Genomic DNA, 22,228 nt, shown 5'->3' with positions numbered 1-22,228 from the left:
CTCGGGACCACCGCGCGTCCATCGGCGGATCGGCGGCTCTTCGCGTTCATGACCGGCAGAACACATCGCGCTCCGGCCGCTCACCGGTCAGCAGGAAGGCGGTCACCTTCCGGTCCGCGCAGGCGCTGCCGTCGTTCTCCACATAGGCCGCGCCATGCCCCATCGCGTCCACGCTGACCATCCGGGCCCGGTCCCCATAAGCGCGCCGTAGATTGAGCGCCCCGCTGTACGGGGTGGCCACATCCCGCTTGTTCTGCACCAGCAGTACGTTCGACGGCCCCTGATCGGTGATCCGCACCGGCTTGTCCCGCGGCTTGTCATGCCAGAACGAGCACGGTGTGACGTTCACCGGCATGCCCGCCGTCAGCGGGTGGCTCTTACGGCTGGCGGCGACGTCCCGCGCGTAGTCGGGCAGGGAGGTGGGCCACTCCACGTCGTTGCAGATGGTCGCGAGGGACACGGCCATGGCGTCCTGAGGGGGCTCGGACGGTGCCTCGCCGGGCGCCTCGCCCGCGTCCGCGTCGACGATCAGCCTGGCCAGGCCCTCGAAGTCGTCCCGGGAGTAGAGGGCGTTCAGCACGCTCTGGCGCAGCGCGTTGCCGTTCAGCTCGGGCGGGTTGGCGCCGGGCCACGGCAGCGGCTTCGCGTCCAGCCGGGCGGCGAGGTCCAGGACCCTCGCGCGCACCCCGTCGGGGGTCCGGGCGAGCCGGACGGGGCTGTCGGGGCCGGAGGCCCAGGCGGCGAAGTCGGGGAAGGTGTCCTCGACGCCGACCGCGTAGTTCGCCAGCCAGCCGCGCTCCACCCGCTCGGGGTCCGGGTCGTCATTGCTGTCCAGCACCCAGCGGTCGGTGTGCTCGGGGAAGAGCTGCGCGTAGACGGAGCCCACATACGTCCCGTAGGAGACGCCCCAGGCGGACAGCTTCCGCTCGCCGAGCGCCCGGCGGACGCTGTCGATGTCCCGGGCCTCGTTGACGGTGCTGATGGTGCGCAGCAGTTCGCCGCCGTTGCGAGCGCAGGTGTCGGCCATGCGGCGGCCGGTGGCGATGTTCGTCGTGATGTCGCCGCCGGGGGCGGGCCACGGGCGGGAGGCGAGCAGCGACAGATCGGCGGCGTCCAGCTCGCAGCCGGTGTGCGTGGACCGCCCCATGCCGCGCGGGTCGAAGCTCACGATGTCGTACGCGTCCCGCACCGGCTTCGGCAGCCGCTTGCCGAGTGTGGTGGGCCGGTCAAGACCCGGCGATCCGGGGCCGCCCGGGATCAGCAGCAGGGTGCCCCGGCGGGCCCGCGGCCGCTCGCTGGGGATGCGGGAGACGGCGAGCGAGATCCGCTTCCCGCCGGGGTCGCGGTAGTCCTGCGGTACCTTCACCGCGGCGCATTCCTGGCGGGGGTCGAGCCCGGTGCCCGGACAGGGCCCCCAGTCGAGGGCGGTGGCGGTCGGATCGGCGGGCGGTCCCGGTGTCGCGTCCGCGGACGCGACACCGAGGAGGGATGCGGTGGCGGCGGTGGCGAGGGCCAGCGCCGCGGTTCTGCCGGTCGTCGGTCTCATGGGGAACAAGCCTGGTCGAACCGGTATCCCCGGCCCATCCGGGCAACCGGCCGACCCGTCCGGGGGATAACCCCCCGACGGCCCGTCAGGCGTACGGGCACGCACGTGGCATTCACGACACATTTCCCGGACCTGGACAACCTCTCCCCGTCCCGGCCCGTCCAACCCCGTGAATCACCTGTCATCTACAGACCATTGGGGGCTCGACCATGCGACGGTGGGGGACCGCGCTCGCGGCGATGGCGCTCGCGGGCGGCGCGCTGGCGGCGACGGCGGGGACGGCGGGGGCCGTCACACCGACGGCGGCCAAGGCGGCGGCCAAGGCGGCGGCCGCCTGTGAGACCGGCTGGGGCAGCGGCGAGAAGACGGCCGCTCCGGCGGGGCACGCGCCGCTGGAGAACATCAGGACCGGGCGGCACACGTGCTACGACCGCATCGTGTTCGACGTGAAGGGCGCCACGGCCGCCGATCGCGTCGGCTACCGCGTGGAGTACGTGGACGCCCTGCACCAGGACGGCTCGGGCGAGGAGATCCCGGTCAGCGGCGGGGCGATCCTGGACATCCATGTGTCCGCGCCCAGCTACGACCCGGGGACCGGCGGGGAGTCGTATCCCGGGCGGGCGCGCAAGCCGCTGCCGGGGGTGGACATCGACGGCTACCAGACCTTCCGGGACACCCGCTTCGGCGCCAGCTTCGAGGGTGAGACCCAGGTCGGCCTCGGGGTGCGCGCACGGCTGCCGTTCCGGGTCTTCCAGACGGACGGGCATGTCGTGGTGGATGTGGCGCACTCGTGGAACGCGGTGCGCTGAGCGGGCCGGAGCCACGGCGAAGGGCCTGCCCCGCGAACCCGATGAGGTGCGCGGGGCAGGCCCTTCGTATGCGGCGAGCCCGCCGCGTACGGCTACTTGGTGAAGCCGTAGTTCATCAGCTTCTTCGCGTCCGCGGTGCGGTTGTCCACCGAGGAGGAGGCGAGGACGGTGCCGATGACCGTCTTCCCGTCCCGGGTGGCGGCGAAGACCAGGCAGTACTTGGCCTCGGGGCCCGAGCCGGTCTTGACGCCGATGGTGCCCGAGTAGCTGCCCAGCAGGGTGTTGGTGTTGGTCCACGACATGTAGCGGTAGCCACCGCTCTTCGTGGTCACCTTCTGCTTGGTCGACTTCGTCTTCACGACCGTGCGGAACGTGGAGTACTTCATCGCGCTGCTGGCGAGCTTGGTCAGATCGCGCGGCGTCGAGTAGTTGGCGCCGTGCCCGATGCCGTCGAACGAGTCGAAGTGGGTGTTCGTCAGTCCGAGGGACTTGGCGGTGGTGTTCATCTTGCCGATGAACGACTTGACCCGCGCCGCCCGGGTGGAACCGGTGCCGAACTTGTCCGCCAGCGCGTACGCCGCGTCACAGCCGGACGGGAGCATCAGCCCGTACAGCAGCTGGCGGACGGTGACCTTGTCGCCGACGATCAGCTTGGCCGAGGAGGCCCAGTTGTTGTCGACGATGTAGTCGCTGTACGCCTTCTGGACCGTGACCTTGGCGTCGAGGTTGAGGTTCGACTGTGCGAGCACCACCCGAGCGGTCATGATCTTGGTGGTGGAGCCGGTGGAACGACGGGTGTCAGCGGCCTTGGTGAACAGGCTCTTCCCGGTGCCGTTGTTCATCACGTACCCGCCCTGGGCGGTGATCGTGGGAGTAGCGGTCGTCGCGGCCTGCGCGGAGGCGGTGAACGCCCCCGCCGTCAGCACGGCTCCAGCGGTGATCGCGACCGCGGATACGCGACGAAGTCCCTTCATGCCGGTTTTCAACGTGAATATCTCCAAATGCCCCTGGCCGGCGGCCGCATCACAGGGCCGCTCCCTGATCAGACATACGAGAGGGCCCGATGGATGTGCTCTCTGCCGAGATTTCCCGCGAATTCCCCCGCGCGGGCATCCGGGGGCCGCCCACTCGGCGGCGCCGGCGCCCCGTCCGCGCATCCGTATCCCGTGAATCCCGCGCCCGTAAATCCCGCGCCCTTACGTCCGGCACCCCCGTAAGTCCCCCGGGCCCGCGGTCCCGTAAGATCCCCGAAATCGCCGAAAGTGCCCGCTATGACTCCCCAGCAACTCCTCGAGCGCGCTCAGCGCCTGGCCGACGCAGGCGGCCGCCGTCTGCTCGGCATCGCCGGACCGCCCGGGGCCGGTAAGACCACCCTCGCCGAATACCTGGTCGAGGCCCTCGGCGCCGACCGGGCCGTCCTGGTGCCGATGGACGGCTTCCACCTCGCCGACGCCGAGCTGCGCAGGCTCGGCCTGACCGGCCGCAAGGGCGCACCGGAGACCTTCGACCCTTACGGCTATGCCGCGCTGCTGCGGCGGCTGCGGGCGCCGCGCGCCGAGGAGGTCGTCTACGCCCCGGGGTTCGACCGCGAGCTCGAACAGCCGGTCGCGGGCTCCATCCCGGTGGCGCCGGAGATCCCGCTGGTGATCACCGAGGGGAACTATCTGCTGCTGGACGAGGCGCCCTGGCTCCCGGTGCGCGAGCTGCTGGACGAGACCTGGTGGGTCGACCTGGACACCGAGGAGCGGGTGCGCCGGCTGATCGACCGCCATGAGCGGTTCGGCAAGGCGCGCGACGAGGCCGAGCGCTTCGTCCTCGCCTCCGACGAGGCCAACGCCCGGCTGGTCGCCCCCGGGCGGGCGGCCGCCGACTTCGTGGTCAGGCGCCGATGACGACCGGCGCCCTCAGCCACGGAGCCGGTGAGCCGCTCAGTCACCGACGCTCAGTCGCCGACACCGAGGTGACCGACACCGAGTGACCGAGCTGCTCAGCGCGGTGCCACTCCCGCGGTGCTACTCCCGCGGTGCCACTCCCCGCGGTTCAGCCGCCGCGCGACCTCCGTCGCCCAGTACGTGAGGATCATCCCCGCGCCAGCGCGCCGCACCGAGGTCAGCGTCTCCATGATCGCGCGGTCGCGGTCGATCCAGCCGTTGGCCGCGGCCGCCTCGACCATCGCGTACTCACCGGAGATCTGGTACGCGGCCACCGGCACGTCCACGGCGTCGGCGATCTGCCGCAGGATGTCCAGATACGGCAGGGCCGGCTTCACCATGACCATGTCCGCGCCCTCGGCCAGGTCCAGCTCCAGCTCGCGCAGGGACTCCCGGGCGTTGGCCGGGTCCTGCTGGTAGGTCTTGCGGTCGCCCTTCAGCGACGAGCCCACCGCCTCGCGGAACGGACCGTAGAAGGCGGAGGAGTACTTCGCGGTGTAGGCGAGGATCGAGATGTCCTGGTGCCCGGCGCCGTCCAGCGCCTCACGGATCACCCGGACCTGCCCGTCCATCATTCCGCTGGGGCCCACGGTGTGGACGCCCGCGTCGGCCTGGACGCGGGCCATCTCCGCGTACCGCTCCAGCGTGGCGTCGTTGTCCACCCGGCCCTCGGCGTCCAGGACCCCGCAGTGGCCGTGGTCGGTGTGCTCGTCCAGGCACAGATCGGACATGATCACGAGGTCGTCGCCGACCTCGGCGCGCACGTCCCGGATGGCCTGCTGAAGGATCCCGTCCGGGTCGGTGCCGGGGGTGCCGACGGCGTCCTTCTTGGACTCCTCAGGCACTCCGAAGAGCATGATCCCGCCGACCCCCGCGGCGACCGCCTCGGCCGCCGCCTTCCGCAGGGTGTCCCGGCTGTGCTGGACGACGCCCGGCATCGACTCCAGCGGCACCGGCTCGGTCACGCCCTCGCGGACGAACGCGGGCAGGATCAGCTCCGCCGGGTGCAGCCGGGTCTCCGCGACCATGCGCCGCATCGCGGGCGTGGTGCGCAGCCGGCGCGGCCGCGCACCGGGGAAACTGCCGTACGTGGTGCTCAAGAGCGTGCCCTCCTCCGCGAACCGGGCCGTCGCTCGCTCGGGCGGGTGACCTGCTCCCCGGCCTCGATCGCGGCCTGGCGCCGCGCCGCCCCGAAGTCGGCGAGCGCCTCGGCCAGCTTGAGCACCGAGGGCTCGGGCGACAGCACGTCCACCCGCAGGCCGTGCTCCTCCGCGGTCTTCGCGGTGGCCGGGCCGATACAGGCGATGACAGTGACATTGTGCGGCTTGCCCGCGATGCCGACGAGGTTCCGCACGGTGGACGACGAGGTGAAGAGCACCGCGTCGAACCCGCCGCCCTTGATGGCCTCACGGGTCTCGGCCGGCGGCGGCGAGGCGCGCACGGTGCGGTACGCGGTCACGTCGTCGACCTCCCAGCCCAGCTCGATCAGCCCGGCGACCAGGGTCTCGGTGGCGATGTCGGCACGCGGCAGGAAGACCCGGTCGATCGGGTCGAAGACCGGGTCGTACGGCGGCCAGTCCTCCAGCAGCCCGGCCGCGGACTGCTCACCGCTGGGCACCAGATCCGGCTTCACCCCGAAGTCGATCAGCGACCTCGCGGTCTGCTCGCCCACCGCGGCGACCTTGATCCCGGCGAACGCGCGGGCGTCGAGCCCGTACTCCTCGAACTTCTCCCGCACCGCCTTGACCGCGTTGACCGAGGTGAAGGCGATCCACTCATAGCGCCCGGTGACCAGGCCCTTGACCGCGCGCTCCATCTGCTGCGGGGTGCGCGGCGGCTCCACGGCGATCGTCGGCACCTCGCTGGGCACCGCGCCGTAACCGCGCAGCTGGTCCGAGAGCGAGGCGGCCTGCTCCTTGGTGCGCGGCACCAGTACCTTCCAGCCGAACAGCGGCTTGGACTCGAACCAAGACAGCTGATCGCGCTTACCGGCCGCGCTCTGCTCCCCGACCACGGCTATCACCGACTGCCCGCCCTGCGGCGACGGCAGCACCTTCGCCGCCTTCAGCACCTGGGCGATGGTCCCCAGCGTCGCGGACCAGGTCCGCTGGCGGGTGGTGGTGCCGGCGACGGTGACGGTGAGCGGGGTGTCCGGCTTACGGCCCGCGGCCACCAGCTCCCCCGCGGCGGCGGCCACCGTCTCCAGGGTCGCGGAGACCACGGCGGTCGCGTCGGACGAGCCGATCTCGCTCCAGCAGCGCTCATCGGCGGTCAGCGCGTCCACGAAGCGCACATCGGCGCTGTGGGCGTACCGCAGCGGCACCCCCGCGTAGGCGGGCACGCCCACCGCGGCGGCCACACCGGGCACCACCTCGAAGACGATGCCCTCGGCGGCGCAGGCGAGCATCTCGTCGGCGGCGTATCCGTCGAGGCCGGGGTCGCCCGCGACCGCGCGGACGACCCGCTTGCCGCCGCGCGCGGCTGTCATGACAAGATTGGCGCTGTCCCGGAGTACCGGGACGGTGGCGGTGCCTGATGACCCATCAGTGTCCGCCTGCCGCGGCGTGCCCTGAGCGTCCGCGGCCACGCCCGGCCTGACGTGACTGCGCACCACGTCGAGCACTTGAGGGTCGGCGATCAGTACGTCAGCGGCGGCCAGAGCCTCCACGGCGCGCAAGGTCAGCAGGCCCGGATCTCCGGGGCCGGCACCGAGAAAGGTGACGTGTCCGCAGCCGGGGTGATTCGGGGCGTTGGGGTTCAAAGTGCTCGCTCCCCCATAAGACCGGCCGCACCCTTGGCGAGCATCTCGGCCGCGAGTACGCGACCGAGGTCCGCGGCGTCGCCGGGCGACGCGGGTACGGGACCGGTGGTGGACAGCTGCACCAGCGTCGTGCCGTCGAGCGTGCCGACGACGCCGCGCAGGCGCATTTCGGTGACAACCTGACCGTCGCCCAACAGGTCGGCCAGCGCCCCCACGGGTGCGCTGCAACCGGCCTCCAGGGCGGCGAGCAGGGAACGCTCGGCGGTCACGGCGACCCGTGTGTACGGGTCGTCGATCTCGGCGAGCCGGGCAGCGAGCGAGGCGCTGGACGCGGCGCACTCCACTGCCAGGGCCCCCTGGCCGGGGGCGGGCAAAACATGGTCGGCATCGAGCAGCTCGGTCGCCTCGCCGATCCGCCCCAGCCGGGTCAGACCGGCGGCGGCGAGCACCACGGCGTCCAGCCGCCCGGACCGGACGTAGCCGATACGGGTGCCGACATTGCCGCGTATCGGCACGGTCTCGATGTCGAGGCCGAGGGAGCGGGCCCATGCGTTCAGCTGGGCCGCGCGGCGCGGGGATCCGGTGCCTATCCGGGCCCCCGGCGGAAGCTGGGCGAAGGTGAGCCCGTCCCGGGCGATCAGCGCGTCGCGCGGGTCCTCGCGGCGCGGCACGGCGGCCAGCGCGAGCCCCTCAGGCTCCGCGGTGGGAAGGTCCTTCAGCGAGTGCACGGCCAGGTCGATCTCACCGCGCAGCAGCGCCTCGCGCAGCGCCGAGACAAAGACACCGGCGCCGCCGATCTGGGCGAGGTGCTCCCGCGAGGTGTCGCCGTACGTGGTGATCTCGACCAGTTCGACGGGGCGCCCGGTGACGTCCCGCACCAGATCCGCGACCAGGCCGGACTGGGCCATGGCGAGCGCGCTGCGGCGGGTGCCCAGGCGCAGCGGCGGAGCGCCGCCGGAGGCGGCGGGTGAGGGGGTGGCGTTCATGCCCGGCCTCCCTTCGGGTCGTTCGGTCCGGCGGTGCGGGCGGAGCCGTCCGCGCGGCTGACGGCGGCGACCGCCTGCGGATCGAGGTCGAACAGCTCGCGCAGGGCGTCCGCGTAACCGGCGCCTCCCGGAGTGCTCGCGAGCTGCTTGACCCGCACGGTGGGCGCGTGCAGCAGCTTGTCGACGACCCTGCGCACGGTCTGCGTGATCTCGGCGCGCTGCTTGTCGTCCAGATCGGGAAGGCGCCCGTCGAGGCGGGCGATCTCGCTGGCGACGACGTCCGCAGCCATGGTACGCAGCGCGACCACGGTCGGGGTGATATGCGCGGCACGCTGGGCCGCCCCGAAGGCGGCCACCTCCTCGGAGACGATGGCCCGCACCTTGTCCACGTCGGTGGCCATCGCCCCGGCGGACGAGCCCGGCTCCCCGGACGGCTCGGCGGCCGCCTCGGCGAGGGACTCTATGTCGACCAGGTGCAGCCCCTCGGCGCGGTGCGCCGCGGCGTCGATGTCGCGCGGCATCGCCAGGTCCAGCAGCGAGACGTCCGCCGCCGCGGGGTGGGCCCCGGGCGGACAGGCGGCGCGCTGGGCGAGCGCGGTGCGCAGCTCGGCGGCGGTCAGGACCAGACCGGTCGCGCCCGTACAGGACACCACGATGTCGGCGTGCGGCAGCTCGGCGGAGACCCGGTCCCGGGGCACGGCGCGGGCCACCAGACTCCCGCGCAACGTTTCCTCACCCACTGCGCTGACCGCGGCCGGGGTGGCCGCGTGCTGCTCGGCCAGGGACTCGGCCAGGCGCAGGGCCCGCTCCAACGTCCTGTTGGCGATCACCAGTTCTGCCACCCCGGCGCGGGCGAGCGTCGCCGCCGCAAGCGAGGACATCGAACCGGCGCCGATCACCAGGGCCCGCTTGCCCCGGGCCCACTCCGCCACCGGCGCGCCCTGGGCCAGCTGCTCCAGGCCGAAGGTGACCAGCGACTGGCCCGCCCGGTCGATACCGGTCTCGCTGTGGGCCCGCTTGCCGACCCGCAGCGCCTGCTGGAAGAGATCGTTCAGCAGCCGCCCGGCGGTGTGCAGCTCCTGCCCCAGCGCGAGCGCGTCCTTGATCTGGCCGAGGATCTGGCCCTCGCCGACGACCATCGAATCCAGCCCGCAGGCCACCGAGAACAGGTGGTGGACGGCCCGGTCCTCGTAGTGGACGTAGAGATACGGGGTGAGCTCGTCCAGTCCGACGCCGGTGTGCTGGGCGAGCAGGGTGGACAGCTCGGCGACCCCGGCGTGGAACTTGTCCACATCGGCGTAGAGCTCGATGCGGTTGCAGGTGGCCAGCACCGCGGCCTCGGTGGCGGGCTCGGCGGCGAGGGTGTCCTGCACCAGCTTCGCCTGCTCGTCCCCCACCAGGGAGGCGCGCTCCAGCACGCTCACGGGCGCGCTGCGGTGGCTCAGTCCGACGACGAGGAGACTCATGCCGGCATCACGGCGGGCACGTCCCCGTCAGGTCCTTGCCGACCGCTGTCGGCGCCGGGAGCGCCGGGGGGTGCGCGGTGGGGCGACACGGGCGGCGGGGACACGGCCCCCGCGCCCTCATCGGGGGCGGCGACCTCCTCGCCCGCCTTGCGCTGCTCGTGGAAGGCGAGGATCTGGAGCTCGATCGAGAGATCGACCTTGCGCACGTCCACCCCGTCCGGAACGGACAGCACGGTGGGCGCGAAGTTGAGGATCGAGGTGATCCCGGCGGCCACGAGCCGGTCGCAGACCTGCTGGGCCGCGCCCGCCGGGGTGGCGATGACGCCGATCGAGACCCCGTTGTCCGTGATGATCTTCTCTAGCTCGTCGGTGTGCTGCACCGGGATGCCCGCGACCGGCTTCCCGGCCATGGCGGGATCGGCGTCGATCAGCGCGGCGACCCGGAAACCGCGGGAGGCGAAGCCGCCGTAGTTGGCGAGCGCGGCGCCGAGGTTACCGATACCGACGATCACAACCGGCCAGTCCTGGGTGAGCCCGAGCTCCCGCGAGATCTGGTAGACGAGGTACTCCACGTCGTAGCCGACACCGCGGGTGCCGTACGAACCGAGATAGGAGAAGTCCTTGCGCAGCTTGGCCGAATTGACGCCGGCCGCCGTGGCCAGCTCCTCCGAGGACACCGTGGGCACCGAGCGCTCCGAGAGCGCGGTCAGGGCCCGCAGATACAGCGGTAGCCGGGCGACGGTGGCCTCGGGGATCCCTCGGCTGCGGGTCGCCGGTCGGTGAGTTCGGCCAGTTGCCACGGTGCTCCTGCGGGTAGAGCGAGGCTGCGGGCGGCCGGGTGTTTCATGACCGCCCCATCGACAGCAGGCTATGTCTTTGTGAACGCGTGCACAAAGATGGTGTCCGCTTTGTCCTTGCAAAGTGACCGGTGTCACGCGCGTTTTCGGGCCAGCCGCGGAACCACTACCTGCGTCGCACCGTTCCCGGCGGGCACGCTCGTACCCCTGGACCGCCGACCGGAGCACAGGCGCTCACTCCTCACCTTTTTACCCCCGGACAGCAACAAAACGCCCACGATCGTAATCGACCGAGAGCCCACTTCCGAACTCGTCGGGAGCGGCCCGCCCGCGCGAGGGGGCATGCTTAAGGACATGAGTCCGCTGCTGCGCCGCACCCCGCGGAAGAAGCCCACCGAGCGCACGGTCACGCTGATCGGCAAGCCCGACTGCCACCTGTGCGAGGACGCCGAGGCCGTGATCAAGGAGATCTGCGGGGAACTGGGCACCCCCTGGGAGAAGAAGGACATCACCCAGGACGAGGAGCTCCACCGCGTCTACTGGGAGCAGATCCCGGTGGTGCTCATCGACGGCGAGCAGCACGACTTCTGGCGGGTCGACCCCAAGCGGCTGCGTGCCGCGCTCGGCGGCTGATTCCGGTCCCCCGCGCGGCCTCGCGCGGCCTCCCTTTCGCGCAACCTGAATCGGCCCGACACCCGGGCGTAACGGGATGCCGCCGGAGCGCTGGCTATGCTCGCTGCATGGCCGCACTGGGATGGTTCACCCGACGCCGACGACCCGCCACCGAGCGGAGTGTCCTCGCCGGAGAGGCATCGGCCGAGGCCGCGCGCAAGTCATCGGCCGAGACCCCCGCACCGCAGCCCCCCGCCGAGCCGGAGTTCCCCGTCGTCGGGGACGAGCTGGCCGCCGCCTTCTTCGACCTGGACAACACGGTCATGCAGGGCGCCGCGCTCTTCCACTTCGGCCGCGGCCTCTACAAGCGGCACTTCTTCCGCAAGCGCGAACTCGCCCGCTTCGCATGGCAGCAGACCTGGTTCCGGATGGCCGGGGTCGAGGACCCGGCGCATATGGAGGACGTGCGCAGCAGCGCCCTGTCCATCGTCAAGGGCCACCGGGTCTCCGAGCTGATGTCGATCGGCGAGGAGATCTACGACGAGTACATGGCCGACCGCATCTGGCCCGGCACCCGCGCCCTGGCCCAGGCCCATCTGGACGCCGGGCAGCGGGTCTGGCTGGTGACCGCCGCGCCGGTCGAGACCGCGACGATCATCGCCCGGCGGCTCGGCCTGACCGGGGCGCTGGGCACGGTGGCCGAGTCGGTGGGCGGCATCTACACCGGCCGGCTGGTCGGCGAGCCGCTGCACGGCCCGGCCAAGGCCGAGGCCGTACGGGCGCTGGCGACGGCCGAGGGGCTGGACCTCTCCCGCTGCGCGGCCTACAGCGACTCCTCCAACGACATCCCGATGCTGTCGATCGTGGGTCATCCGTACGCGGTGAATCCGGACAGCGGCCTGCGCAAACACGCCCGTGAGCACGGCTGGCGGCTGCGCGACTACCGCACCGGCCGCAAAGCGGCCAAGATCGGCATCCCGGCGGCGGCCGGGGTGGGCGCGGTGGCGGGCGGTACGGCGGCCGCCGTGGCGCTGCACCGCCGGCGCCGCTGACCGCCCGGCGCCCGCACGCCCGCACCGCTCCCCGGTCCACCGCCGGCCTCCCCTGGCCCGCTTCCGGCCCTCCTCCGACCCCCTCCGACCTCCTGTTGAGCGCCTTCCGGTGTGCTCCTTTCGGGCGGTGCTGACCGCCTGCGTACGACCGTGACCGAGGACGGTCAAAGCTGACCGGTGATCGCGCTCCGTGACGACGTGCCCATCGATACACAGCGTCACCAAGCGAACGCGCCCGCCCTGTTTCGGTCATTCCGCGCTTCCTACCCCACAGCGCCCCCGCCAGTCCCCTTACCGCCGCTTTGTCACAACACGCCACGCAATCGCACAACCCACGTACGGTTCCGGTCAATTAGCGGTACACGTTCGATACTTGACCCGTCGTCAATCCATAACAGAACGAACGGAAACGATGATTTGAGCAACTGAGTGTAGTGCCGCCTGTACGAAGCGTTATTCTCCTTAGACGCAAATCGGTACCCACGCGTCCCTACGGCGGGTGACGGTCCCGTACTGCACGTGATGGAAGCTCTGCCTCTGGGAGTCCCGTGTACCCACACGTCGGGGTTGACGCCTCGGGCCTGGCTACGCTGCGCGCAACGGTCCTCGACTGTCTGCGCGGCTTCGTCCCCACCGCGTATGCCGTCCCCGCCCTCGCCACCCCCCAGCCCGTCAGCCCAGCCGTCGGCACGGTCGACCGCCCCGGCCAGGCCGGTCCGTGCTACGCCCTGGCGGACGGCGGCGCCGCGGTCGGCAGACGCTCCCGCGGCTCCACCTCAACCGCCCGGCGCCCAAGCGCCGACAGCGACAGCCGCCGCATGATGGACCTCGTCGAGCGCGCCCAGGCCGGGGAGGCCGAGGCGTTCGGCAGGCTCTACGACCAGTACGCCGACACGGTCTACCGCTACATCTACTACCGCGTGGGCGGCCGGGCCACGGCCGAGGACCTCACCAGCGAGACGTTCCTGCGGGCCCTGCGCCGCATCGGCACGTTCACCTGGCAGGGCCGCGACTTCGGAGCCTGGCTGGTGACCATCGCCCGCAACCTCGTCGCCGACCACTTCAAGTCCAGCCGCTTCCGGCTGGAGGTCACCACCGGCGAGATGCTGGACGCCAACGAGGTCGAGCGCAGCCCCGAGGACTCCGTCCTCGAATCGCTGTCCAACGCGGCCCTGCTCCAAGCGGTGCGAAAACTCAACCCGCAGCAACAGGAGTGTGTGACGCTCCGCTTCCTCCAGGGCCTCTCGGTCGCCGAGACCGCCCGGGTCATGGGGAAGAACGAGGGCGCGATCAAAACCCTTCAGTACCGGGCCGTCCGCACTCTGGCCCGGCTCCTTCCGGACGACGCCCGCTGACCGCCCGTAGCGCCCCGGCCACGGCCCGTGCGCCCGGCGGCAGGGCCCGTGAGGAGGGCGTAACCCGGGTGCTGCGCCGCTCGTTGTGGGGGATGCAGGCGCCTCGTGGTCGTACCCTGCCCGTGGTCCACTCACTCGATCGGGTGGACGCGCGCATGGCACGGAACCCTCGGGTGTCCTGGGGAGTCGACCGTCACGACGAGAGGAGGTGCCGCCTGTGATCGCGAACGTATCGGCACACCGGCGGGCGAACGCCTTCGCCAAGGCCCTGGAGGCCCTGGAGAGCAACAGCCAGGCCGCCCGGGACGAGACGCCGCAGCAACAGCCAGATTCCTCATCGGCGGAGAGCGCCGAGCGGAGACGGCTGCTGGCCCTGGCGAGCGGGCTGGGCGAGCTGCCGGCACCGACATTGGACCCTGAGGTCCGCGCCACCCAGCGGGCCCAGCTGCTCGCCGCCATGGAGGCGGCCTTCGCCGAGGGCGCGCCGCGCGTGCCGGAGCAGCGCCGCCGCCCCAGCGGCGCCCACCGGGCCAAACCCCCGGTGGCAAGACTCCGCCCCCGTTCCCGCTGGTCCAAGGGGCTCGCGGCCGGGGGGCTCACGGTCGGTGTCGCGGCGGGAGCGTTCGGCGGCGTCGCCGCGGCCAGCTCGAACGCGCTGCCGGGCGACACCCTCTACGGGTTCAAGCGCGGTATGGAAGACCTCAAGCTGGAGATGGCGAACGGCGACGCCGACCGGGGCCGGATCTATCTGGACCAGGCGTCCACGCGGATGAGCGAGGCGCGCCGCCTGATGGAGCGGACCCGCAGCGGCGATCTGGACCATGAGTCGCTGCGGGAGATCCGCCGGGTCCTCGCCGGTATGCACCACGACGCCTCCGAAGGCCACCGGCTGCTGCACCAGGTCTACGAGCGCGACGGCTCGCTCGGCCCGATCCAGCGGCTGTCCACCTTCTCCCAGGCCCACCGCGACGGCTGGAGCCAGCTGCGCGAGCGGCTGCCGATCCAACTGATGGACGTCGGCGACGAGGTGAGCTCGGTCTTCGACGCCATAGACGAAGAGGTCGGCCCGCTGCGGGCATTGCTGCCCACGAAGAGGGAGCAGCAGGGCCAGTCCGGCCACCAGACCGGCAGCGCGCCGCAGCACGCCGGTGGGGTGGACGCGAGCGACCGCGCGGCATCCGCCCCGGCCACCCCGAGCGGCAGCCACACCGGCGAGACCTCGAGCCACCCGCGCCCGTCGTCCACCTCGGCCACCGCCCACGACCAGAGCGGCGGCCTGGTGGGCGGGGCGGGCGATCTGCTGGACCCGCCGCTCGGCGGCGCGAGCCCCACCCCGTCCACGGGCAGGGGCGACCAGGGCAGCAAGCCGCCCCAGCCGGACATCACGATCCCCCCGCTGCTGCCGAATCTGCTGCCGGGCCTGAGCATCGACGGCGACGACACAAGGTGAAAAAACCGGTGGTGGGTGGTGTGCAGGGCACACCACCCACCACCGGACCACCGTCAGAAAACCTGCCTCAGAAGAACACCGACCGCCGCTGCACCAGCAGCTTGGCCCCTCTTCCGGCCGCCCTCGCGTGGCTCGGCCCTGGAGGGCCTCCCCAGCTTCGGCCGAGCTGCGCCGGACTCCGTCCGTCGGGCCGGGTGGCCGCAGCCGCGCCGCCCTCGTCGCCCCCGGCCGGGCAACCCTCAGAAGAACACCGACCGCCGCTGCACCAGCAGCTTATAGAGCGTGTGCTGGATCGTTTCCCGTACCTGGTCGGTCAGGTTGAACATCAGCATCGGATCGTCCGCCGCCTCCGGCGGATACCCGTCCGTGGGGATGGGCTCGCCGAACTGGATGGTCCACTTCGTCGGCAGCGGCACCGCGCCGAGCGCCCCCAGCAGCGGGAAGGTCGGCGTGATCGGGAAGTACGGCAGGCCGAGCAGCCGGGCCAGGGTCTTCGAGTTCCCCACCATCGGGTAGATCTCCTCCGCGCCCACGATCGAGCACGGCACGATCGGCGCCCCCGCGCGCAGCGCCGTCGAGACGAAGCCGCCCCGCCCGAAGCGCTGGAGCTTGTACCGCTCCGAGAACGGCTTGCCGATCCCCTTGAAGCCCTCCGGCATCACCCCGACCACCTCGCCGCGCTCCAGCAGCAGCTGGGCGTCCTCGGCGCAGGCGAGGGTGTGGCCCGCCTTGCGGGCCAGTTCGTTGATGACCGGCAGTACGAAGACCAGGTCGGCGGCGAGCAGCCGCAGATGGCGCTGGGCCGGGTGGTGGTCGTGCACCGCGACCTGGAGCATCAGCCCGTCCAGCGGCAGCACCCCGGAGTGGTTGGCGACGACGAGCGCACCGCCGCTGTCGGGGATGTTCTCGATCCCCTTCACCTCGACCCGGAAGTACTTGTCGGACAGCGGCCGAAGCAGGGACATCAGGACCTGCTCGGTCAGATCGTGGTCGTAGCCGAAGTCGTCGACCTCGTAGTCCCCGGTGATCCGGCGGCGCAGAAAGCTCAGCCCGTGGGCCAGTTTGCGCTCCCAGTCGCCGCTGCCCGGGGCGGGCTTGGGCGAGTCGGGCGGCAGGGGCGGCACGGCCGCGGCCGCCGTCTGGGGGTCCTCGGGCTCCTCGTCGCGCTGCTGCGGTACGGGCTTGAGCGAGCCCTGGGAGCGGCCGCCACGGCCCAGCCGAGGGACCTTCCTCCGGGACCGTGGTTCCTCACCGAACGGAATGACCTTGGCATCCGCCATGGTGGTTGCGCTCCTCACGTCTGGGCGCCGACGGGCAGCACCGCGGCGAGCCGGTCGATGGTACGGGCGAGGGTCTCGGGCGGGAGCAGCCCGGGACCGCGGCTGTGCGCATAGTCCGCGAGGGCGCCGGCGGTGGTGTGCTCGGGTTCGAATCCCAGGGTCTCGCGCATCTGGTTGGTGGCCACGACCCGGCCGTGGGTGAGCAGCCGGATCTGCTCGGGCGAGAAGTCGGTGATGCCGAGGGACCGCAGCGCGGTGCGGGCCCAGCGCAGAGTGGGCAGCAGCAGCGGCAGGGTGGGGCGGCCGAGCCGCCGGGCGGCCTGGGAGAGCAGCAGCACCCCGTCTCCGGCGATGTTGAACGTGCCGCTGTTGAGCGTGGAGCGGCGCGGCTCGGAGGCCGCGATCCGCAGCACCTCGATGGCGTCCTTCTCATGGACGAACTGGAGCCGGGGGTCGTAGCCGATCACGGTGGGCAGCACCGGCAGCGCGAAGTACTCGGCGAGGGGGGAGTCAGCGCACGGCCCCAGGATGTTGGCGAAGCGCAGCACGCAGACCGCGACATCGGGGCGGCGCCGGGCGAAACCGCGCACATATCCCTCGACCTCGACGGTGTCCTTGGCGAAGCCGCCGCTCGGCAGGGATTTGGGCGGGGTGGTCTCGCTGAAGACGGCGGGGTCACGGGGCGCGGAGCCATACACATTGGTGCTGGACTTCACCACCAGCCGCTGCACCGACGGGGCCTTCTGGCAGGCGCCGAGCAGCTGCATGGTGCCGATGACATTGGTCTCCTTGACCGAGGTGCGATTGCCGCGCGCCCCCAGCGGAGTGCCGTTGATATCCATGTGGACGACGGTGTGGACACCGTATTCGGCGAGCAGTTTCCCGATCGTGGGATGACGGATATCGGCCCGGACGAAGTCGGCGCCGCCGAGGTGGTGTTCGGGGGGCACGGCGTCCACGCCGATCACCCGCTCGACATCGGGTTCGCGCTGTATGCGCCGGACGAAACGGCCTCCCAGCCGACGAGCGACTCCGGTGACGAGCACGACCTTTCCCAAGATCAGCGCCTTCCTTCCCACCCTCGTCCGAGCTGGGCTGTGCCGAACACCGTAACCGCTCGATGTTGCACTGTGATGACCACTCGCCGCGCGGTGCGACGTTTTAAGCCGGGGCCAACGGGACGGCCGTGGCGAAGACCGGTGTCATGCACGCGCCGCAGCCCTCCCACCTGCGGTGGAAGGGCTGCGGGACGAACACAGCGTCGCTTGCTTACTTCTTGTTGCGACGCTGGACGCGCGTGCGCTTGAGCAGCTTGCGGTGCTTCTTCTTGGCCATCCGCTTGCGCCGCTTCTTGATAACAGAGCCCACGACTACCCTCGCTCACTTCGATTCACTCGGTGCGGGGCGTCCGAGCCCACACGACCTACATCGGGCCAGCCTACCCGCCGCCGAGCGAACCACGTAATCCGAGGGTCCTCCCCGGGCCCCGGAATGGGCCTAGGCGGACTCCACCCCCACATACGATTCGCGGAGGTATTCATGAACCGCTTGCTCTGGGACCCGGAAAGACCTGCCCACCCGGATCGCCGGCAGATGACCGCTGTGCACCAAGCGGTACACGGTCATCTTGGACACTCGCATCACCGAGGCGACTTCCGCCACGGTCAGAAACTGAACCTCGTTCAGAGGCCGTTCGCCAGCAGCCATGACAACACCTGAACCTTCCGCACATGTCGGGCACCGGCTTCCCCTCCGGTGACTCCTTGTCGCATGCGCGCTCCTCCCCAGGTTAGGGGCGGGTGATGCAAGTGGGGAAGAGGAGTAGCGATCGGACGCCTACTGTGACAGACACGCTCGATTGAGTACATAGCGAGTAATCGGCCGGTAGTAACCAGACCGCACACCGTCATCAAGCGGAACGGCGACGGACACCCGTCCCTCGGCCTCCCCGACGAACAGCGCGGGGTCGTCCGTGTCCCCCAGCCCGATGGCCTCAAAGCCCAGCTGACCTGCTCCGCAGACCCATCCATGGTCCCCGATGACCAGTCCCGGCAGCGGGCCGCCGGACTCCGCGGCACAGCCGAGGGCGACCCGAACCGGGAGCGGCGAATGGCTGTGGGCGCCCGGCTCACTCGCCGTCGGGCGGGCGCCGGGCGCCCGCACCATCGCGACACCTCGTACGTAGGCGAGCTGGTGGGTGCGTACGCCGAACCGCGTCGTTATGTCGATACATCTACCCTCCGCGGGAGTGAGGACACGGCAGCCGGCCGCCGAGAGCGCCGACGCCAACGCGGCGTAGAAACCGAGGAGACGGTGGGGGTGGCCGGTGCCCAGGAGCACGGGGAGCCGGGTCCTGGCGGCGGCGCGCAGCCGGTCCGCGAAGGCATGCAGCGCGGCGATCGTCAGCTCCGGATCGATCACATCCGGCCCCGAAACATTGGCCGGGTCGATCGAAACCCCGCATTTGTCGCCCATCAGGCAGAGCAATTCCATAAAGGACCAGTCGTATTCGGGCTCCAGACCGAGCAGCACCCGGGGGTCCCGGGCGGCGAAAAGCCGATAGCGGCGCAGGCTCTCCTCCCGGCTCGTCGCCACCGGTCCGGCGAGCCGCGCCGCCAGCAGATGCGCGCGCAGCGCGGCGGTACTCAACACGCCATCGATGCTGGCGGACACACCCCGCCGGCCGCCCGGATACGCCGGCAGACCCCACGGTTGGCGTAACGCCCGCTGGATCAGCCCCTCGTGCGGGCGTTCCCGAAAGGCGCCGAGCGGCTTTCCGCGGGGCGATTCACGGAAGCAGCCCGTGGTGCGGGAAGACCGCCCGGCGCGTCGCCAGGATCGCCTGGTCCAGCCGGTCCGCGGGGTCGTACCCGGACTCGGCGAACTCCTGCCAGTTCGGCTCCCGCCCGTCCGTCATCCGCCGCGGCGCGTCCATCCGGGTCCGCCGGTACACCTCCTGCCGCCACTCCTCCGGCACCGGCGTGGTGGCCTCCACCGGCCGCCCCGCCGCGATCGCGACCAGATGCGTCCAGGACCGCGGCACCACGTCCACCACCGCGTAGCCACCGCCCCCGAGCGCGACCCAGCGCCCGTCCGCATGCTCATGCGCCAGCCGGTGGCAGCTCTCCGCGACCGCCCGCTGCGCGTCGACGGTCACCGCCAAGTGGGCCAGCGGGTCCTCCACATGGGTGTCCGCGCCATGCTGGCTCACCAGCACCTGCGGGCGGAACGCCGCAAGCAGCTCCGGCACCACCGCGTGAAAGGCCCGCAGCCAGCCCGCGTCCGAGGTCCCGGCCGGGAGCGCCACATTGACCGCCGAGCCCTCGGCGCCCTCCCCGCCCGCCTCCTCCGGCCAGCCGGTCTGCGGGAACAGGGTCCGGGGGTGCTCGTGCAGCGAGATCGTCAGCACCCGCGGATCGTCCCAGAAGGCGGCCTGCACGCCGTCCCCGTGGTGGACGTCCACATCCACGTAGGCGACCCGCTCCGCCCCCAGCTCCAGCAGCCGGGCGACCGCGAGCGCCGCGTCGTTGTAGACGCAGAACCCCGAAGCGGCCCTGGGCATCGCATGGTGCAGCCCGCCCGAGAAGTTCACCGCGTGCAGCGCCTCTCCGCGCCATACGTCCTCCGCCGCGCCGACCGACTGCCCGGCGATCAGCGCGGACGCCTCGTGCATCCCCGCGAAGGCCGGATCGTCGATCGTGCCCAGGCCGTACGAACCGTCCGCCGCTTCCGGGGCCGCCGAGGCGCGCCGTACCGCCTCGATGTACTCCTGCCCGTGGACCAGGCGCAGCGTCGACTCCCCGGCCGGCTTGGCGGCGACCACCCTGACCGCTCGATCCAGCCCGTACGCCTGCACCAACCGCATGGTCAGCGCCAGCCGCACCGGGTCCATCGGATGCCCGGCGCCGAAGTCGTATCCGGTTACTTCCTCATCCCACATCAACTGTGCGCGGCCGCTCATGCCCGTCACCGTATCCGGCTGGTACCGGGCTGAACGACCTCGCGTACCGGATCGTCACCAGCACGAGCACCATCGGCACCAGCATCGCCGCACGGTAGTTCCACAGCCCGCCCAGCGCGCCGACGAGCGGTGAGCCGATGAGGAAGCCCACGTAGTTGAAGATGTTGAGGCGGGCGACGGCGGCATCGGACGCCCCGGGGAAGAGCCGCCCCGCGGCCGCGAAGGTCTGCGGCACCAGCACGCACAACCCCAGCCCCAGCAGCGTGAACCCGGCCATCCCCGCCCATGCCCCGGGCGCCGCCGCGACCACCGCGAACCCGCCGCCCGCGAGCAGCGCCCCGGCCCGCACCACGGCGGCCGCGCCGAAGCGCCGCACCCCGAGGTCCCCGAAGGAGCGGCCGAGGAGCGTGGTGACCATATAGACGTTGTACGGGACCGTGGCCAGCTGCTCCGAGCTGTGCAACACGTCCTCCAGATACTTGGCGCTCCAGTTGGAGACCGTGGAATCCCCGATATAGGCGAACGCCATGACGAGACAGAGCGGCAGCAGCACCCGCATGCTCACCGCGGCGCCACCCGCCTCCGCCGCCGGGGACGGTCCGGTCCGCGGGATGCTCCGGTCGTCGAGGTACCAGCGGCTCGCGATCAGCGCGGCGGGCACCAGGGTGGCCACGAGCGGTGCGTAGAGCGTGGTCAGTGACAGGTCCCAGTGCGCGCCCGCCCAGGCGAGCGAGGCCCCGGCGATCCCGCCCAGGCTGTACGCGGCGTGGAAGCCGAGCATGATGCTGCGCCCGTACGCGCGCTGGAGGCTCACCCCGAGCATGTTCATCGACGCGTCGAGCGCCCCGACCGTCAGCCCGAACACCGCGAGCGCCGAGGCGAGCTGCCACACCGCCGTACCCGATCCGGCGGCCAGCAGGGCGAGGGAGACGACCGGCTGGACGACGCGGAGGACCAGCCCCGGACGCATCCGTTTGACGAGATGTTCGGTGCCGACGCTGCCCACACCGGCGAGGATCGGCACGGCGGCCAGGAAGACGGGCAGCAGCCCGTCGGAGACCCCGTACCGGTCCTGCAACGCGGGTATCCGCGTCACCAGCAGAGCGAAGACCGCGCCCTGGACGAAGAAGCTGATGGCCAACGAGGCCCGGCCATGCCGGAGCCGGCGGCTCGGAGGCGAATCCGTCATGGCCGTGGAGCGTACGGCCCCGGACTACTTGTGGGTAGAGGTGAGCAGTGCTCGCAGTTCGGCCATGTCGACAAAGCGGGCTCGGGCCGCGGAGAGCTTGGCGGCGGGTGTCATGGCCGTGTAGCCGTACACATCCATCCCGGCGGCCACGGCGGCCTGGACCCCGAGCGGGCTGTCCTCGACGACGGCACAGCGCGCGGGCGCCACGCCCATCCGCTCGGCCGCGTGCAGAAACAGATCCGGAGCGGGCTTGCCCCGGCCCACGTCCTCGGAGCTGAAGATGTGGTCCTCGCCGAAGAGGTCGTACAACCCGGTCGTACGGAGGGCGACGCGGATGCGCGCATGGCTTCCGGAGGAGGCGACGCAGTACGGGATCCCATCGGCCCGCAGCTTCTCCAGAACCTCGGCCACACCGGCCACCGGCCGCAGGTCGCGGCGGAAGGCGTCGAAGACCCGGGCGTGGAAGGTGGCGTCGAAGTCCGGCGGAAGCCGTCTGCCGGAGCGCTCGAGGACCAGATCGTGGACGCGGTGCAGGGCGGAGCCCATGTAGTCGCGTATGGAGTCCTCGTAGCTGGTGGGATGCCCCAACTCCGTGAGATAGGCGGCGAGAAGTCGATTGGAGATGGGCTCGCTGTCGACGAGCACTCCATCATTGTCGAAGATGACCAGGTCATAGCTCATACGGCCAGCCTACAAAGCGCAATGAGAAAAGCCCGGTTGGGAGCCGAAGCTCTCAACCGGGCTTTTCCTAAAATTTGTTCGGCGGCGTCCTACTCTCCCACAGGGTCCCCCCTGCAGTACCATCGGCGCTGAAAGGCTTAGCTTCCGGGTTCGGAATGTAACCGGGCGTTTCCCTAACGCAATGACCACCGAAACACTACGAAACACAAACCGGACCCAACACAAAGGGGATCGGACAGTTCGTTGTTTCAGAACCAACACAGTGGACGCGAGCAACTGAGGACAAGCCCTCGGCCTATTAGTACCAGTCAACTCCACCGGTCACCCGGCTTCCATATCTGGCCTATCAACC

21 protein-coding genes and 1 rRNA gene are annotated in these 22,228 nt (G+C 71.2%); 6 read left to right on the top strand and 16 right to left on the bottom strand.

The window, feature by feature from the left end; translation table 11 throughout:
* Positions 1–46: 46 nt before the first annotated feature.
* Positions 47–1,546, bottom strand: coding sequence for an alpha/beta hydrolase (locus tag AB0E24_RS19740; protein ID WP_359378557.1), 1,500 nt, complete (start codon positions 1,544–1,546; stop codon positions 47–49).
* 209 nt (positions 1,547–1,755) lie between these two features.
* On the opposite strand from AB0E24_RS19740, the gene AB0E24_RS19735 reads away from it, so the two are divergent.
* The gene (locus AB0E24_RS19735; RefSeq protein ID WP_359378554.1) at positions 1,756–2,355 is read left to right on the top strand and encodes an AMIN-like domain-containing (lipo)protein; all 600 of its coding nucleotides are present in this window, start codon (positions 1,756–1,758) and stop codon (positions 2,353–2,355) included.
* A gap of 92 nt (positions 2,356–2,447) precedes the next feature.
* Here AB0E24_RS19735 and AB0E24_RS19730 read toward each other — a convergent pair whose 3' ends face one another.
* Complete coding sequence (locus AB0E24_RS19730) at positions 2,448–3,329, bottom strand: D-alanyl-D-alanine carboxypeptidase family protein (RefSeq protein ID WP_069865440.1); 882 nt, start codon at positions 3,327–3,329, stop codon at positions 2,448–2,450.
* Positions 3,330–3,626: 297 nt separating this feature from the next.
* Between AB0E24_RS19730 and AB0E24_RS19725 the strand changes: the two genes are divergently transcribed.
* Positions 3,627–4,247 carry a nucleoside/nucleotide kinase family protein gene (locus AB0E24_RS19725; protein ID WP_359378550.1) on the top strand — a complete coding sequence of 207 codons (621 nt, stop codon included), beginning with the start codon at positions 3,627–3,629 and terminating at the stop codon, positions 4,245–4,247.
* Positions 4,248–4,342: 95 nt separating this feature from the next.
* On the opposite strand, the gene hemB is transcribed toward AB0E24_RS19725, so the two are convergent.
* From hemB to AB0E24_RS19700, 5 genes are read right to left on the bottom strand one after another with little or no spacing between them, the layout of a single operon-like run.
* A complete protein-coding gene (hemB, locus tag AB0E24_RS19720) occupies positions 4,343–5,386 on the bottom strand; it encodes a porphobilinogen synthase (protein WP_359378547.1) in 1,044 nt (347 codons plus the stop codon).
* Positions 5,383–7,047, bottom strand: coding sequence for a bifunctional uroporphyrinogen-III C-methyltransferase/uroporphyrinogen-III synthase (locus tag AB0E24_RS19715; RefSeq protein WP_102937678.1), 1,665 nt, complete (start codon positions 7,045–7,047; stop codon positions 5,383–5,385). The genes hemB and AB0E24_RS19715 overlap by 4 nt, the downstream gene beginning before the upstream one ends.
* On the bottom strand, positions 7,044–8,033 hold the full coding sequence (hemC, locus tag AB0E24_RS19710; protein ID WP_079258514.1) for a hydroxymethylbilane synthase: 990 nt from the start codon (positions 8,031–8,033) through the stop codon (positions 7,044–7,046). Before hemC ends, AB0E24_RS19715 begins: the two co-directional genes overlap by 4 nt.
* Positions 8,030–9,499 carry a glutamyl-tRNA reductase gene (locus tag AB0E24_RS19705; RefSeq protein ID WP_359378542.1) on the bottom strand — a complete coding sequence of 490 codons (1,470 nt, stop codon included), beginning with the start codon at positions 9,497–9,499 and terminating at the stop codon, positions 8,030–8,032. The genes hemC and AB0E24_RS19705 overlap by 4 nt, the downstream gene beginning before the upstream one ends.
* Positions 9,496–10,299: a redox-sensing transcriptional repressor Rex gene (locus tag AB0E24_RS19700; protein WP_093701821.1), complete on the bottom strand. Its 804-nt coding sequence runs from the start codon at positions 10,297–10,299 to the stop codon at positions 9,496–9,498. Before AB0E24_RS19700 ends, AB0E24_RS19705 begins: the two co-directional genes overlap by 4 nt.
* 351 nt (positions 10,300–10,650) lie before the next feature.
* Between AB0E24_RS19700 and AB0E24_RS19695 the strand changes: the two genes are divergently transcribed.
* The 4 genes from AB0E24_RS19695 (at position 10,651) to AB0E24_RS19680 (ending at position 14,765) form a co-directional block, all read left to right on the top strand.
* On the top strand, positions 10,651–10,929 hold the full coding sequence (locus AB0E24_RS19695) for a glutaredoxin family protein (protein WP_069865670.1): 279 nt from the start codon (positions 10,651–10,653) through the stop codon (positions 10,927–10,929).
* Positions 10,930–11,036: 107 nt separating this feature from the next.
* Positions 11,037–11,960, top strand: a complete 924-nt coding sequence (locus tag AB0E24_RS19690; RefSeq protein WP_069865453.1) for an HAD family hydrolase — start codon at positions 11,037–11,039, stop codon at positions 11,958–11,960.
* Between the two features lie 548 nt (positions 11,961–12,508).
* Positions 12,509–13,315: an ECF subfamily RNA polymerase sigma factor, BldN family gene (locus AB0E24_RS19685; protein WP_069865456.1), complete on the top strand. Its 807-nt coding sequence runs from the start codon at positions 12,509–12,511 to the stop codon at positions 13,313–13,315.
* Positions 13,316–13,532: 217 nt separating this feature from the next.
* On the top strand, positions 13,533–14,765 hold the full coding sequence (locus tag AB0E24_RS19680; RefSeq protein ID WP_359378536.1) for a DUF5667 domain-containing protein: 1,233 nt from the start codon (positions 13,533–13,535) through the stop codon (positions 14,763–14,765).
* Positions 14,766–15,004: 239 nt separating this feature from the next.
* Here the strand turns inward: AB0E24_RS19680 and AB0E24_RS19675 are convergent, their stop codons facing one another.
* The 9 genes from AB0E24_RS19675 to rrf all read right to left on the bottom strand — a co-directional run bounded on the left by AB0E24_RS19675 (position 15,005) and on the right by rrf (position 22,069).
* The gene (locus tag AB0E24_RS19675) at positions 15,005–16,045 is read right to left on the bottom strand and encodes a lysophospholipid acyltransferase family protein (RefSeq protein WP_069865459.1); all 1,041 of its coding nucleotides are present in this window, start codon (positions 16,043–16,045) and stop codon (positions 15,005–15,007) included.
* Between the two features lie 14 nt (positions 16,046–16,059).
* On the bottom strand, positions 16,060–17,103 hold the full coding sequence (locus tag AB0E24_RS19670) for an NAD-dependent epimerase/dehydratase family protein (protein ID WP_069865461.1): 1,044 nt from the start codon (positions 17,101–17,103) through the stop codon (positions 16,060–16,062).
* A 211-nt stretch (positions 17,104–17,314) separates the two neighbouring features.
* Positions 17,315–17,413, bottom strand: coding sequence for a 30S ribosomal protein bS22 (locus AB0E24_RS19665; protein WP_003948845.1), 99 nt, complete (start codon positions 17,411–17,413; stop codon positions 17,315–17,317).
* A gap of 129 nt (positions 17,414–17,542) precedes the next feature.
* Entirely contained in the window at positions 17,543–17,752 is a 210-nt protein-coding gene (locus AB0E24_RS19660; protein WP_014053989.1) for a helix-turn-helix domain-containing protein, read from the bottom strand.
* Between the two features lie 129 nt (positions 17,753–17,881).
* Positions 17,882–18,697, bottom strand: coding sequence for a phosphatase (locus tag AB0E24_RS19655; RefSeq protein WP_359378531.1), 816 nt, complete (start codon positions 18,695–18,697; stop codon positions 17,882–17,884).
* A 136-nt stretch (positions 18,698–18,833) separates the two neighbouring features.
* Positions 18,834–20,006 (bottom strand): acetoin utilization protein AcuC, encoded by a 1,173-nt coding sequence (locus AB0E24_RS19650; RefSeq protein WP_100806578.1) that lies wholly within the window; start codon positions 20,004–20,006, stop codon positions 18,834–18,836.
* On the bottom strand, positions 19,975–21,195 hold the full coding sequence (locus AB0E24_RS19645; protein ID WP_099014504.1) for an MFS transporter: 1,221 nt from the start codon (positions 21,193–21,195) through the stop codon (positions 19,975–19,977). The genes AB0E24_RS19650 and AB0E24_RS19645 overlap by 32 nt, the downstream gene beginning before the upstream one ends.
* A gap of 24 nt (positions 21,196–21,219) precedes the next feature.
* On the bottom strand, positions 21,220–21,876 hold the full coding sequence (locus AB0E24_RS19640) for an HAD family hydrolase (RefSeq protein ID WP_069865468.1): 657 nt from the start codon (positions 21,874–21,876) through the stop codon (positions 21,220–21,222).
* A gap of 76 nt (positions 21,877–21,952) precedes the next feature.
* A 5S ribosomal RNA gene (rrf, locus tag AB0E24_RS19635) occupies positions 21,953–22,069 on the bottom strand.
* Between the last annotated feature and the right edge of the window lie 159 nt (positions 22,070–22,228).

Source organism: Streptomyces malaysiensis subsp. malaysiensis (assembly GCF_040653035.1).
GTDB lineage: Bacteria > Actinomycetota > Actinomycetes > Streptomycetales > Streptomycetaceae > Streptomyces > Streptomyces malaysiensis.
The sequence above is the reverse complement of the archived record's forward strand: the minus strand, read 5'-3'. Positions and strand labels throughout refer to the sequence as shown.

What these genes read in the sequence shown, in the direction of transcription:
- AB0E24_RS19645 (WP_099014504.1), bottom strand. Translation starts at nt 21,195, where the DNA reads ATGACGGATTCGCCTCCGAGCCGCCGGCTCCGGCATGGCCGGGCCTCG.
- AB0E24_RS19690 (WP_069865453.1), top strand. Translation starts at nt 11,037, where the DNA reads ATGGCCGCACTGGGATGGTTCACCCGACGCCGACGACCCGCCACCGAG.
- AB0E24_RS19730 (WP_069865440.1), bottom strand. Translation starts at nt 3,329, where the DNA reads ATGAAGGGACTTCGTCGCGTATCCGCGGTCGCGATCACCGCTGGAGCC.
- hemC (WP_079258514.1), bottom strand. Translation starts at nt 8,033, where the DNA reads ATGAACGCCACCCCCTCACCCGCCGCCTCCGGCGGCGCTCCGCCGCTG.
- AB0E24_RS19650 (WP_100806578.1), bottom strand. Translation starts at nt 20,006, where the DNA reads ATGAGCGGCCGCGCACAGTTGATGTGGGATGAGGAAGTAACCGGATAC.
- AB0E24_RS19695 (WP_069865670.1), top strand. Translation starts at nt 10,651, where the DNA reads ATGAGTCCGCTGCTGCGCCGCACCCCGCGGAAGAAGCCCACCGAGCGC.
- AB0E24_RS19740 (WP_359378557.1), bottom strand. Translation starts at nt 1,546, where the DNA reads ATGAGACCGACGACCGGCAGAACCGCGGCGCTGGCCCTCGCCACCGCC.
- AB0E24_RS19660 (WP_014053989.1), bottom strand. Translation starts at nt 17,752, where the DNA reads ATGGCTGCTGGCGAACGGCCTCTGAACGAGGTTCAGTTTCTGACCGTG.
- AB0E24_RS19725 (WP_359378550.1), top strand. Translation starts at nt 3,627, where the DNA reads ATGACTCCCCAGCAACTCCTCGAGCGCGCTCAGCGCCTGGCCGACGCA.
- AB0E24_RS19675 (WP_069865459.1), bottom strand. Translation starts at nt 16,045, where the DNA reads ATGGCGGATGCCAAGGTCATTCCGTTCGGTGAGGAACCACGGTCCCGG.
- AB0E24_RS19705 (WP_359378542.1), bottom strand. Translation starts at nt 9,499, where the DNA reads ATGAGTCTCCTCGTCGTCGGACTGAGCCACCGCAGCGCGCCCGTGAGC.
- AB0E24_RS19640 (WP_069865468.1), bottom strand. Translation starts at nt 21,876, where the DNA reads ATGAGCTATGACCTGGTCATCTTCGACAATGATGGAGTGCTCGTCGAC.
- AB0E24_RS19735 (WP_359378554.1), top strand. Translation starts at nt 1,756, where the DNA reads ATGCGACGGTGGGGGACCGCGCTCGCGGCGATGGCGCTCGCGGGCGGC.